The following is a 13388-nucleotide window of genomic DNA, read 5'->3' as shown; positions in this document are numbered from 1 at the left end:
CTCCTTATAGATACTGATGCGTCAAACGCCAAGACCGGGCACACATCTGCTCTGAATTGTTCGCTGCTCCTGTCCGGGTGATATCGTCAATTTCAACGCCATCTCCATATAGCACAACTTCGTCTCCGGCTTCCACCGTTCCATCGACAGCGACGAACGTATGGCTCATGAATAGTTTATTGATAACTGGATAAGGCTTCCCTTTAATATGAACGGGTAGAACGGCCCGTCCACGGACAACACCGTCCCCATAGCCGACGGGCAAAATAGCGATCCGCATCGGTTCTGTACTCGTAAAATTCGTGCCATATCCCACGTGCTCACCTGGTCCGATTTCGCGAATTTCAACGACCTCCGTCGTCATCCGGAGTGAAGGTACGAGCCAGTCCATCTTTTCGATCGGCGAATAGCCGAATAAGAAGATTCCGGGACGGACATAGTTACAAAACGCGAGACGCGGATCGTGTTTGACGATCGTTGCACTGTTTTCAGAGTGCATATACGTAAACGTATGGCGCTTTCGTAACACATCGGCAATGGCGACGAAACGTTCGACTTGTCCATCGTGATCCGCATCCGGTTCATCGGCAAGTGGAAAGTGTGTATATAAACCCGTTAAAGCGAGCGAATCTGCTTGCGCAAGCGTAAGGACAGCTTCCGCTTCCTGAAGCGAACTGACACCAAAACGGTTCATCCCGACGTTGATCTTCAAATGTAACTCGACTCCCTGCAGCTGTTCGCTGTGGAGAGCGAGCCATTCTAGCGATGAGACACCGAGTGCAATTCCGAAACGTCGTGCTGTTTCAAAATCCTCCGTCGGATTCATCACCAGTACATAACTGTCTGGAAAATTCGTTTTAATTTCAATGGCTTCATACAACTCTGCGACAGCAAAATGATGAACATCAGACGCCATCAGCGTCTCGACCATCTCGAGCATCCCTAAGTTGTACGCATTGTTCTTGACCACGGCAAAAATATGTTTACGTGACCGAGCGAAGACCGATGCGACGTTCTGTCGCACCGCCTTCCGATCGATCGTAACGAGTGTACGCGTCGTCATTCCGCAACAGCTGGAGTCACATACGTCAACCAATCCGCGTATTGCGGCAATTGACCTGTGACGGCTTGACGGTAAAGATCGAGCAATTCATCTGCGACGTTCCGTGTTCCGCCGTTGATGGAGATATGATCGATTTCGCCGACACTCGTGATTTCAGCAGCTGTTCCTGTTAAGAAAATCTCATCTGCGACATATAATTCATCGCGTCCGATGTGACGTTCGACGACAGGATAGCCTTGATCTTGTGCCAAACGGATAATGACTTGGCGTGTGATACCATCGAGTACTGAACAATCAAGTGATGGTGTATGAATCGTTCCGTTTTTAAGAAGGAAGAGGTTCGCGACACTCGCTTCACTGACATTTCCGTTCATGTCGAGTGCGATCGCTTCATCAAATCCATCACGGATCGCTTCACCTTTTAAGAGTTGTGAGTTCATATAGTTGGCAGCCGCTTTCGCTTGCATTGGCATCATCGTTGATGAGACGCGGCGATATGACGCGACTTTAGCACGGATTCCAGCGCCTTTATCGAAGTATTCCCCAAGCTCCCAGCAAGAGATGCCGACATGAACTGTCGTATCTTTCGCCATCAAGGCTTGCCATGGCGTACCGAGGAACACGAATGGACGGATATAACAAGATTCGAATCCGTTTTTCGCAACTAGATCAATCGTCGCCTGGACGAGTTCATCAACCGTATACGGAATCGTGACGTGGTAATAGGCGCAACTACGGAAAAGACGTTCGATATGTTCCTTCAATTGGAAAATCGCCGGTCCGTCCGGTGTCGCGTAGGCACGAATTCCTTCAAAGAATCCACTACCATAGTGAATCGCATGTGACATGACGCTCGTGTTCGCATCTTTCGGATCATGAAAGACTCCATCTAACCAAATTGCTTCTCCATACTGTGTATCCACTGCCATGTGTTTTCCTCCTCTTCGACGTCAATCAGAGTGAACGTAAATCATCCACCAATTGCGTCTTCTCTTCTGTTTTCGCATCTTTCTGTTTGATGACACGTGCAGGTGTTCCGGCAACGACGCTTCCAGCAGGTACGTCTTCTGTGACGACACTACCGGCAGCGACGACGGCATCTTTACCAACTTTGACGCCTTCAAGGATGACTGCATTCGCACCGATCAAGACACCGTCTTCAATGATGACAGGTGTTTTTGAAGGTGGTTCGAGGACACCCGCGACCACGGCACCTGCGCCGACATGAACGTTTTTCCCGATCGTCCCACGTGCACCGACGACAGCGTTCATATCAATCATTGTACCATCTCCGATCGATGCACCGATATTGATGATCGCACCCATCATGACGACCGCGTTATCACCGATGACGACATGATCACGAATCCATGAACCTGGTTCGATGCGCGCATTCAAGTGACGTGTATCAAGCATTGGTACCGCACTGTTGCGACGGTCATACTCCACGTGAACATCCGTGATGCGATCTGAATACTTTTCTAAGAAAGTAGCCGCAAGTCCTGCATCCGCGAAGAAAATCTTTGATTCATCTGATCCGAACGCTGTTGCACCTTCGATCGTCAAGCCCGCCAAATCGCCGTTGACGTAAAGTTTTACCGGTGTTTGTTTTTTAGCATCTTTAATGAATTTAGCAATTTCGTAAGCATCAGTGAGTAACATGTGAATCCTCCTGTGTGTAGAGCGTCTCTAATGTATAGAGTCCCGCTGTTTTTTGAATGAGTGCCTCAGCTGCTTTGATCGCACCAGAAGCAAATACTTTTTTCGATAATGCCGTATGTTTGATTTCAATCAATTCGTCGACACCTGCGAATAAGACTTCGTGTTCTCCGAAGATCGTACCGCCGCGCATCGCGTGCATCCCGATCTCGTTCGTCTCCCGCTTTTGCCGCGTTTGTGACCGGTCATATACCGGTGTGACGTCACGTGCCGTCTGAATCGTTTGCAATAACAACTCCGCCGTTCCGCTCGGGGCATCGACTTTTTGGTTGTGATGTTTCTCGAGCAATTCGATGTCATACGCTCCTGCTAGTGGCACAAGTGTCTTCAGCAGTTGCTGCACCATCGCAATACCATACGACATGTTATACGACTGGAAGATCGGAATTTCTTTTGCAGCGTCCTTGATCGATGCCAGTTCCGCCTCCGAAAAACCAGTCGTCGCGATGACGAGTGGTGTTTTTGTCGCCAACCCATATGCGAGCAGATCCGGTAGCAAACTCGGATGCGAGAAGTCGATGATCGCATCGACCGTTTCTGCCATCTCTGTTAGCTCGGCATATGAAGCGATCGTATCGGATGACTTCGTCCGGTCAACGATCGCTACGACACTTTGTGGTGCGAGTTCGACGACGTATTGTCCTGTCGCCCCATAACCGTGTAACGCGAGTTTCATCGAACCACTCCTTTGTAAGCCCGCATCGTTTCGAGTAAGTGGGCGTGTCCCGCTTCCGATTGACGCACGAGCGGCAAGCGCGGCGCACCGACAGCAAAGCCAAGTTCTTCAAGCGATGCTTTGACCGGAATCGGATTGACGTCACTGAACAAAGCACCGATGACCGGTAACAAGTCTGCCTGAATCCGGCGGGCCGTGGCGAGATCTTGCGCGAGTAACGCTTCAGCAAGTGCTTGTGTCTCTGCCGGGTACGGGTTAGAGAGAACTGAAATAACACCCTGTGCCCCCCATGCCATGTACGGCAGGATTTGATCATCATTTCCACAGAATACCGCGAAGTCTTCCGGAATTGCCGCCATCAGTTCGCCCATGAAGCTGACGTCTCCACTCGCTTCCTTAAACGCTTGGATGCGTGGATGACGTGCCAATGTCACTGCGGTTTCGACTGCGATCGCAACACCAGTCCGCGACGGAACGTTGTACAGCATGATTGGTAACTCGGTTGCATCAGCGACCGCCGTGAAGTGCGCGACGAGACCGGCTTGTGATGTTTTATTGTAGTACGGTGTGACGAGCATCGCTGCATCCGCACCGAGGCGTTCTGCGAGTAATGTCTTCTCGATTGTTACTGCCGTGTTGTTCGAACCCGTTCCGGCAATGACGGGTACTCGTCCTGCCGTGACTTGAACGGCAGTCGTCAATAGCTGTTCGAATTCCGTGTTTGTCAGTGTCGAACCTTCTCCTGTCGTTCCTCCGACGACAAGTGCCTGAATCCCCGCTGCGAGTTGTTGCTCGATCAAGCGTTCGAATACGTGTAAATCCAACTCGCCTGCTTCATTAAATGGTGTGACGAGCGCTGTACCTGCTCCTTTGAACATGAAGAACTCCTCCTTTTTTATGAATGAATCGACTGTTCGATTGCTTGGCGTGCGACTTGTACGGCGTTTGACGCGGCACCTTTTCGAATGTTGTCGGCTACACACCAGAGATGGAACGTGTTCGCGAGACTATCATCTTGTCGAATCCGACCGACGTAGACGTCGTCCGTCCCGCTTGCGTCAAGTGGCATCGGATAACGCGTATTCGCGACATCATCGATGAGGACGACGCCCGGTGCGCCTTCCAGTGCTTCACGGATCGCTGCAACCGTCGTCGGTTGTGTAAACGTGACGTTGATTGCAACCGAGTGAGAGTTCGTGACTGGAACCCGGACACATGTCGCACTGACAGGCAATGCTGGAAGATTGAAGATTTTCCGTGTTTCATCAATCATCTTCTGCTCTTCTTTCGTATAACCGTTCTCAAGGAACACATCGATATGCGGCAAGATGTTATCGTGAATCGGATGCGGATAATTGACGGGCTCTTCTCCGCGTGCCCCGCGTGCCAGATCCTCGATTCCTTTTTGACCGGAACCGGATACGGCCTGATACGTCGTATAGTTGATCCGTTCGAATCCCAGTGACTGGAGCGGTGCTAAAGCGACGACGGATTGAATCGTCGAACAGTTCGGATTCGCAATTAAGCGGTCTGTCGCTTGAATCGCTTGCGGATTGACTTCTGGCACGACGAGTGGAATCGTCTCCTGCATCCGGAAGGCACTTGAATTATCAACGACGAGTGTTCCGTTTTCAGCTAGTAATGGGGCATATTGCTCACTGATCGTTCCGCCTGCTGCGAACAACGCGACATCGATCCCGTCTTCCGTGATGTTTGGCGTCAGCGCTTGGATCGTAATATCTTCTCCCTTGAACTGCACCGTGTTCCCTGCTGAACGAGCAGAAGCGTAAGCGGACAGGCGGCTGACCGGGAAGTCCAGTTCTGCGAGTACTTGTAACATTTTTTGACCGACGGCGCCGGTTGCTCCGATGACGGCTACATGATACATGCTGTTTTCCTCCTTATAACTCGAACGCGTTTGCAATCGCTGCAACCGTCCGTTCAATGTCTGCTTGTGCAATCGTGTACGAAATGCTGATTTCTGATGTCGTGACTTGATAGAACGGGATATTCTCCGCTCGGAAGATCGCGAACAACTTTGAGGCAACACCTGTTGCATCCCGCATCCCGATTCCGACGACAGATAACTTCGCGTGCTGATCGTGGCGGTCGACCTTGACTGTCGTGAAGCGATCCATGATGTCTTTCAATGCTTCATCGAGGAACTCTTCCTCGTCGAGTGGACAGGAGAACGATAGGAAGATGTCACTGTCAAACGTCGTTTGACTGATCATGTCGATGTTGACGTGGCGGTTCGATAAGAGTTCGAAGATATCGGCTACTGCTGCGTTCGTTTGCGGTACGTGTTTGATTGATACCGTCAAGACGTTCTTCGTCACACTGACACTCGTGACCGCTTTTTGTTCCATTGTTTCCGTCGCTTCCATGATCCATGTTCCCCTTTTCGATTCAAGTGTTTTCCCGACGAAGATGTGTACGCCGTATTTTTTTCCTAGTTCGACACTCCGCATTTCCATGACCTTCGACCCGAGGGCGCTCATCTCCATCATCTCATCATATGAGATGTGCGGAATCGGTTGAGCAGTGGCATGGATTCGTGGATCAGCCGTATAGACACCGTCGACATCCGTGTAGATTTCACACCGTTTATCAAGGACTGCCGCAAGGGCAACAGCCGTTGTATCCGATCCACCCCGTCCGAGCGTCGTCACATCACCGAGTTCGTTGACACCTTGGAATCCGGCGACGATGACGACATCGTACGTTTCGAGTTTTTGTCGTAATAGATCTCCATCAATCTGTTTGATCTTACTTTTCGTATGCAATCCCATCGTGCTGATTCCCGCTTGTGCGCCTGTTTGCGATAACGCTTTGACGCCGAGTGAGTTGAGGGCGATGCTGAGTAATGAAATCGTCTGTTCTTCTCCGATGGCAAGCAGACGATCGAGTTCTCGCCGCTCAGGGCGATCCGTGATGGCTTGCGCCTGAGCGATCAAAGAATCTGTCATCTTGCCCATCGCCGAAACGACAACGACGAGTTTTTCACCTTCGGCTGCGCGACTCTTCAAATAATTCGCAATAGACTGAATCTGTTCGACAGTCGCAACCGAGCTTCCACCAAATTTAAGTACAGTTGTCACAATCCTATCTCCTTTGTCCCGATACAGAAAAAAACGACGGGCCGGTAGGAGCGTTCCTACGGCCCGTCGTTATCACGATCGGACAAACGAAGACAAAGTCATTCGTTCTTTTACGTAAGATAGCGCTCCGAAACATCGGTTTCGGCAGTACAACGGATCTTAACCGTTGTACCAGCAAATGAGAAGAAGCATCTTCTCGTTCACTTCGGCGGACTTCCCCTTTCACATCATTCAGCATGCTTGCCTTCAAGAATGATGCTACTCATGTCATCCGCGCCTCTATCTGTCGGTTGTTAGTTACAGTTATAGCAGACATCTTTTGTTAAATCCAGTTATTTGACTAATTTTTTTCAAAATCCGTCAAGTCGCAAGATGCTGCTTCGCGAGTTCGAGTTGCTTCGACACGGCAGCAAACCCTGTACCGCCGTAGCTTGTCCGGCGTGCCACTGCTTGAACCGGATCGAGGAGCGGATAAACGTCTTCTGTGATGTCTGGATGGAACCTTTGATACGTTTCGAGACTCAAGTCCTTCAGGAAACAACCGTTTTGCACACAGTAGAGGACGGCTTTCCCGACGATTTCGTGTGCTTCGCGGAATGGTATGCCTTTCGTCACAAGGTAGTCGGCGAGTTCCGTTGCATTCGAGAAGTCTTGCATTGTCGCCTTCTTGAGCGCTTCGGTCTTAAACGTCGCGGATTCAATCATTCCGGTGAAGATTTGAACGGACTTGAGAACGGTATCTGCTGTATCGAAGACTCCTTCCTTATCCTCTTGCATGTCTTTATTGTAAGCGAGTGGTAATGCCTTCATCGTCGTCAAGAAGCCCATCAGGTTGCCGTAGACGCGCCCCGTTTTTCCACGAATCAACTCAGCGAAATCAGGATTTTTCTTTTGTGGCATCATGCTCGAGCCTGTCGAGAAGGCATCGGATAACTCGATGAAGCTGAATTCTTGCGACGCCCAGATGATGATTTCCTCACAAAAACGCGAGAGATGCATCATGACGGTCGAGGCGATCCCGAGGTATTCGATGACGAAGTCGCGATCGGAGACAGCATCGAGACTGTTCGGATAAACCGACTCAAAACCGAGCAACTCGGCAGAACGGAAACGGTCGATCGGGAACGTGGTCCCCGCGAGCGCCCCCGCTCCGAGTGGTGATTTTCGGATCCGTTTTTGATTATCCGTCAATCGTTCGACATCGCGTTCGAACATCCAGAAATAAGCGAGCAAGTGATGCGCAAGCGAGATTGGTTGTGCCCGTTGCAAATGCGTATACCCCGGCATAACCGTCTCGATATGTTGCTCAGCTTGTTCCGTGATGACCGATTGGAGCTCGCGCAATGCCGTCGTCAACGCTTCGACATGCTGCTCCAGCCATAGATGTAAATCGGTTGCGACTTGATCGTTTCGGCTCCGTGCCGTATGCAGTTTCCCTGCAACTGGACCGATCTGTTCCGTCAACAAACGCTCAAGATTCATATGAATGTCTTCGTCCGCTAATGTGTAGGAATGGTCCTTTAACGTCGCTTCGAGTTGCTTTAATCCTTGCTGGATTTGTGTCCACTCATCTTGAGCGAGAATCCCTTGTTCAAATAACATCTGTGCATGTGCGAGACTGCCTTTCAAATCAACGCTTGCTAATTTTTGATCGAACGTGATTGATGCTCCGAAGGCTTCCGCTTGAGCGGAAGCACTTTCCGTAAAACGTCCACCCCAGAGTTTGGTCATTTCGTTACACCCGCCTGACGATGTACACTCGCATGCGTTGAAACGGCAAGACCGTGTAATTTGATAAAGCCTTTTGCTGCTTCATGATCGAATGCATCTTCTTTCGTGTACGTCGCAAGTTTCTCATCATAAAGCGAGACAGCCGACTGACGACCTGTGACAGTTGCATTTCCTTTGAACAGTTTAACGCGAACTTCTCCTGTGACGTCCTGTTGTGTCGCCGTCAAGAAAGCTTTCAAGCCTTTTGTCAATGGCGCATGGAAGAGACCGTTGTAGATCGTTTCTGCATATTGTTTGCTGAGTAATGGTTTGAAATGCGCGACGTCCTTCGTCAATGTAATCGTCTCGAGTGCAGCGTGAGCTTTGAGTAAAACAGTTGCGCCTGGGCACTCATAGACTTCCCGCGATTTGATACCGACGAGACGGTTCTCGACGTGGTCGATCCGTCCGACCCCATGTGCTCCAGCGATGATATTCAGTTCCGTAATCAGTTTCGCTAATGGATACGTCGTCCCGTTAATGGAAACTGGAACACCTGCTTCAAAGCCGATAATGACTTCTTCTGCCTGATCCGGAGCGTCTTCTGGTGCTACCGTCAACGCAAATGCGTCTTGTGGTGGTTCTGTCCATGGATTTTCTAGGACGCCACATTCATTACTCCGTCCCCAAAGGTTCATGTCGATCGAGTATGGGCTATCGAGGTTGATCGGGATCGGCACATTGTTTTCTTTCGCGTAGGCGATCTCTTCTTCCCGTGACCATTTCCATTCCCGAACCGGTGCGATGACTTCGAGTGACGGATCAAGTGCCGCGACCGAAACTTCGAACCGGACCTGGTCATTCCCTTTTCCGGTACATCCATGTGCGACCGCCGTTGCACCATATTCATGCGCGACTTCGACGAGTTTTTCTGCAATCAACGGACGCGAAAGCGCTGAGATCAACGGATAGGCATTTTCGTAATGAGCGCCATATTGAAGGGCTGGCAAGACAAAGTCTTGTGCGAATTCTTCTTTGACATCGAGAACGATTGATTCGATCGCACCGACGAGGAGTGCTTTTTCCTTGATGACGGATAAATCTTTTCCTTCTCCGACATCCATGCATAAGGCAATGACATCATAGTCCTTGCTCAACCATTTGATGGCTACCGATGTATCGAGTCCCCCAGAGTACGCTAAGATTAATTTTTGCTTTGACATGTATAATTCCCTCCTGGTTTTTAATTCATTTGTCTGTATAAAAATTCACTATGAATTATATATATACATAGAAAACAAAAAAAAGAAACCCTTTTTGCAGGATTTCTTTCAAAATAACTTACATTTTCTTCTCCATCGTCCGGTGTGGAATGCCCGCATCGTCGAATTCATCGGAGACGATCGTGTACCCAAGACCTTGATAAAACGGGATGGCTTGGACTTGTGCACCGAGTGTCAGCAGTTGTTTTCCTTCACGTCGCGCAATACGTTCCATCGCCTGCATCAACTCACCACCGTATCCTTTTCCTCGGGCTGTCGACAGCGTCGCCACACGTTCCACCTTCATCCGTTGGTCGTCATATGGACGTGTGCGACCCGTCGCAACCGGTCGACTCTGTTCATCGAGGACAAGCAGATGAATCGCTGTTTCATCATGTGTATCGTATTCAAGATGACGTGGTACGCCTTGTTCCTCGACAAAGACACGCTCCCGGATCATCCGAACGGCTTGTTGTTGTTCTGCTGTACGTACTTGAATGACTGTCATAACTGATATTCCTCCCGTAGTCGATCGACATATGCCATCGCATCATCCCGATTCGTAAATTGTGCTTGTGCCTGAACTGCACTTCCTCCACCTCGTCCATTGAATGCTTGGACATGCGCTTTGGCAAACTTCCCGAGATGCGGTTCACCTGGACTGCTCATCAGTAACTTGTTCACCGTCGCATTCCAGACGACACCGACGCGTCCCGCTTCTTGAATCGCTTTCGCGAGTTGTTCGGAAACCTTGATCTCTTCCTCCAGATGTTCAAACATAAGAAGCCCTTCTTGTTGTTCCAAAGCGTGAGCGAGTGTAAGAGCGGCGAGTTGCCCTTGAGCTTGTTCGACCTGTTTCGTTAAGCGCTTCTGATCGTCCTGTACCGCTTGAATTGCTTCTGGAATTTGAACTGGTTTAACTGATAAAGCTTGCGCTGCTTCCCGCAAGGCATGACGTTCTGCCTGTAGAAGTTGATGTGCCCGTTCTTTTGCGACATAAGAAAGACGAATGTTCCCACGAATTCGTTCGACTCCAGTAAAAAGAATTAACTCGAGCTGTGCCGTCGAATCGAGATGCGTTCCACCACAAGCACTGTAGTCGAGTGTGCCGATTTGAACGACACGAATCCGTCCTTCGACTTGCGGTGTTTTTCGTAATGGTAGACGTAGGGCTACCTCCTCGTCATATTCAGTCGCCGTGATCGGCAATCCTTGTTCAATCACCTGTCGTAATCGTCGATCCAACTGCTCTTGTTGAACAGCTGTCCATTCAGGTGTCTCGATATCAAGCGTCGAGACCTCACTCCCTGTCCGAAAACTGAGTGTCTTGATATTTGATTCATCTTGTAGGATCGCAGAGATGACGTGTTGTGCCGTATGCTGCGCCGCATGATCGATTCGGACTGCGTCATCCACGATCCCGGTGACGTCACCTGTGAGCGGCGTCGCCAGTTGGTGCCAGACAATACCATCTTCGATTTGAACGTCAAGGACCGGTTGGTCGTTCAATGTTCCACAATCCGCTGGCTGTCCACCGCTCTCTGGATAGAAGTAGCTTTTCTCTAAAGCGACCCAATAACCATCTACTTGTTTTGTTGCGCGAATGGATGTCTGAAAGGTTCGGACATCGGATTCTATTTGTTCGGGGCGCATGCCTCGACCACCTTTCTCTGTCAGTTTCACTCTGTATTATGCCATATTTCATCCAGAATCGTTTGTCGGCTTGCCTTTTTCCTAGTACACTAGACGAAAGACTACCGATCGCGAAGGGACGAAATGCCGTGATTCAGCATATCAATAAAAATTCACCACTCCCCATCTACTATCAAATCGAAGCTGCCTTAAAACAACAAATCGAAAGCGGTGTTCTTCAACCTGGCGATCTGATTCCGTCCGAGCGCGAATTTGCGGAAGCGCATCAAATCAGCCGAATGACGGTCCGCCAAGCCATTTCAAACTTGGTCAACGCCGGTTACTTGATTCGTCAAAAAGGACGTGGAACATTCGTCGCGAACAAAAAAATCGTCATGCAACTTTCTGGATTGACGAGTTTCTCGGAAGAGATGGAGCACTTAGGCTTAGAACCGACGAGTGCGCTACTTTCCTATCAAATCATCGACGCCTCGATGACGATCGCGAATAAGCTCCGGATTCGCGAAGGGGCATCGGTATATGAACTGAAACGCTTACGTATTGCTGATGAGCAAGCGCTTGCTCTTGAGACCGTCTACATCCCGGAACAACTCCTACCCGGACTTGATCAAGACGTCGCGACCGCATCGCTCTATGCATTCGCTGAAGCGAGCGGATTGAACCTCGGACGTGCGAGTCAGACATTTGAATCACGTCTCGCGACGAAGGAGGAAGCGGGTCACCTTGGTTTGTCGACCGCTTCGCCCGTCCTATCCGTCGAGCAACTGACGTATCTTGCGACGGAACAACCGTTTGAATACGTTATCTCCGCTTACCGTGGAGACCGCTATACCTTCACCGTCGAAATGGAACGCCAACGCTGAAAAACCCCTCGAATCGCCGTGCTGAGACGGTGACTCGAGGGGTTTTTCGTATACAAATTACTGCGCAGGGACCGTTTCTGTCTCTGGTGCTTGTTCTGTTGTATCTTGTGCAGCGTCCGTCTCGTCTGTGATTGGCTTGACTTCTTGACCTTGCATCGCCTTCGCCAAGTTGCCTTTCACTTGTTCGAGTTGATTCGGATCGAGATGGTATTCCCATTTTCCACTGACGCCGATATAGCCTTCTCCAGCGAGCTGATACTCCGTCGTATTACGTAGTGCTGCCGTGAAATCTGCTAAGCGTGTGTAATCATTCGGTCCTAAGTTTGTTTCGACGTTATCACCGACGGCATCCAAAATATCACGGTATGCACTGAGCGAACGGAAACTTGCCGCTTCTTTTGCGACCGCTTGAATGACTTGCATTTGTTTTTGTCCGCGACCGATGTCACCGAGCGGATCATCATGACGGTTCCGGACATAGGCGAGTGCCTGTTCCCCCGTCAAATGTTGCATCCCTTTATCGACGGTGATGGTACCTGCTTTACGTTTTGAATCTTGCTCCTTAAACGCATATCGCACATCGATATCCACACCATCTAATGCATCAATCAATTGCACGAATCCTTGGAAATTGACTTTGACGACGTGATCGATTTGAATCCCGAGTAGGTTCTCTGTCGTTTCACGCGCTAATTTAATACCATTATAGGAATTCGATTTATCCATCGAACCGAAGTAATGGGCATGTGTGATTTTATCTTGCTCAACCCCCGTCTTGCCGTACGGGATGTCATACTTCGAATAATCGATGTTTACGAGTGAATCACGTGGAATACTCGTCAACACTAATTGCTCCGTCTTTTTGTTCAAGATTCCGACGATCATGACATCTGAACGAGCCGGTTCATGTCGTTCCTTGCTTTTTTTCGTTTCATCCGTTCCGAGAATCAAGAATGATTCGGACGGTACATCATCATATTTAGAGCTCACTTTTGAGCCGGGAATCTTAATCTGCGTCTTTGCCAATGTTTCTTGCGTTTTAATAAAAACAGCTCCAGCGTAACCAGAACCGATGATTGTAACGAGCAGGACGAGTGCAGCGATGACTTTCATGAACATCTTGCCAGCACTTGGCTGTCTCTTTCGTGCGGATCGCGTTTCCATCATGTAAACCCTCATTTTCATGTAAATTTTCCGTAAAGTTCGCTAATCTCCATTATCCGGACATTTAATGAAATGTCAATTTACGTTTCGATTAAAGAAACGGCACAGAATAGCTGTATCCAAAATAATGTAAGCTTCATAACTCGTCGCCTGATCCATATGAATGCTCCGGCATGT

General features: G+C 49.5%; 13 protein-coding genes and 1 riboswitch. Of the genes, 1 reads left to right on the top strand and 12 read right to left on the bottom strand.

Annotated features, from left to right (window positions below; translation table 11 throughout):
* Positions 1 to 4 precede the first annotated feature (4 nt).
* From alr to B3M90_RS11025, 11 genes are all read right to left on the bottom strand, one after another.
* Positions 5 to 1063, bottom strand: a complete 1059-nt coding sequence (gene alr / locus B3M90_RS11075) for an alanine racemase (protein WP_290784121.1) — start codon at positions 1061 to 1063, stop codon at positions 5 to 7.
* A complete protein-coding gene (locus tag B3M90_RS11070) occupies positions 1060 to 1992 on the bottom strand; it encodes a branched-chain amino acid transaminase (RefSeq protein ID WP_023467124.1) in 933 nt (310 codons plus the stop codon). The genes alr and B3M90_RS11070 overlap by 4 nt, the downstream gene beginning before the upstream one ends.
* A 25-nt stretch (positions 1993 to 2017) precedes the next feature.
* A complete protein-coding gene (gene dapD / locus B3M90_RS11065; protein ID WP_029340774.1) occupies positions 2018 to 2725 on the bottom strand; it encodes a 2,3,4,5-tetrahydropyridine-2,6-dicarboxylate N-acetyltransferase in 708 nt (235 codons plus the stop codon).
* Positions 2712 to 3458, bottom strand: a complete 747-nt coding sequence (gene dapB, locus B3M90_RS11060; protein ID WP_290784118.1) for a 4-hydroxy-tetrahydrodipicolinate reductase — start codon at positions 3456 to 3458, stop codon at positions 2712 to 2714. The genes dapD and dapB overlap by 14 nt, the downstream gene beginning before the upstream one ends.
* Complete coding sequence (gene dapA, locus B3M90_RS11055) at positions 3455 to 4336, bottom strand: 4-hydroxy-tetrahydrodipicolinate synthase (RefSeq protein WP_290784117.1); 882 nt, start codon at positions 4334 to 4336, stop codon at positions 3455 to 3457. The genes dapB and dapA overlap by 4 nt, the downstream gene beginning before the upstream one ends.
* A 17-nt stretch (positions 4337 to 4353) precedes the next feature.
* Complete coding sequence (locus tag B3M90_RS11050) at positions 4354 to 5346, bottom strand: aspartate-semialdehyde dehydrogenase (RefSeq protein ID WP_214856386.1); 993 nt, start codon at positions 5344 to 5346, stop codon at positions 4354 to 4356.
* Between the two features lie 13 nt (positions 5347 to 5359).
* Complete coding sequence (locus tag B3M90_RS11045) at positions 5360 to 6559, bottom strand: aspartate kinase (protein WP_290784115.1); 1200 nt, start codon at positions 6557 to 6559, stop codon at positions 5360 to 5362.
* A gap of 112 nt (positions 6560 to 6671) precedes the next feature.
* Positions 6672 to 6849, bottom strand: a riboswitch (Lysine riboswitch).
* A 70-nt stretch (positions 6850 to 6919) separates the two neighbouring features.
* Entirely contained in the window at positions 6920 to 8290 is a 1371-nt protein-coding gene (argH, locus tag B3M90_RS11040) for an argininosuccinate lyase (protein ID WP_290758276.1), read from the bottom strand.
* A complete protein-coding gene (locus tag B3M90_RS11035; protein ID WP_290758273.1) occupies positions 8287 to 9492 on the bottom strand; it encodes an argininosuccinate synthase in 1206 nt (401 codons plus the stop codon). The genes argH and B3M90_RS11035 overlap by 4 nt, the downstream gene beginning before the upstream one ends.
* 118 nt (positions 9493 to 9610) lie before the next feature.
* The gene (locus tag B3M90_RS11030; RefSeq protein ID WP_056063443.1) at positions 9611 to 10039 is read right to left on the bottom strand and encodes a GNAT family N-acetyltransferase; all 429 of its coding nucleotides are present in this window, start codon (positions 10037 to 10039) and stop codon (positions 9611 to 9613) included.
* The gene (locus tag B3M90_RS11025; protein ID WP_290784113.1) at positions 10036 to 11184 is read right to left on the bottom strand and encodes an alanyl-tRNA editing protein; all 1149 of its coding nucleotides are present in this window, start codon (positions 11182 to 11184) and stop codon (positions 10036 to 10038) included. The genes B3M90_RS11030 and B3M90_RS11025 overlap by 4 nt, the downstream gene beginning before the upstream one ends.
* Before the next feature lie 128 nt (positions 11185 to 11312).
* Between B3M90_RS11025 and phnF the strand changes: the two genes are divergently transcribed.
* The gene (phnF, locus tag B3M90_RS11020) at positions 11313 to 12047 is read left to right on the top strand and encodes a phosphonate metabolism transcriptional regulator PhnF (protein ID WP_023467107.1); all 735 of its coding nucleotides are present in this window, start codon (positions 11313 to 11315) and stop codon (positions 12045 to 12047) included.
* Between the two features lie 57 nt (positions 12048 to 12104).
* On the opposite strand, the gene B3M90_RS11015 is transcribed toward phnF, so the two are convergent.
* Positions 12105 to 13214, bottom strand: coding sequence for an LCP family protein (locus B3M90_RS11015; protein ID WP_251137983.1), 1110 nt, complete (start codon positions 13212 to 13214; stop codon positions 12105 to 12107).
* Positions 13215 to 13388 lie beyond the last annotated feature (174 nt).

The organism is Exiguobacterium sp. UBA6309 (assembly GCF_002439205.1).
Lineage (GTDB): Bacteria > Bacillota > Bacilli > Exiguobacteriales > Exiguobacteriaceae > Exiguobacterium_A.
This window is presented reverse-complemented; position numbering and strand designations above follow the sequence as displayed.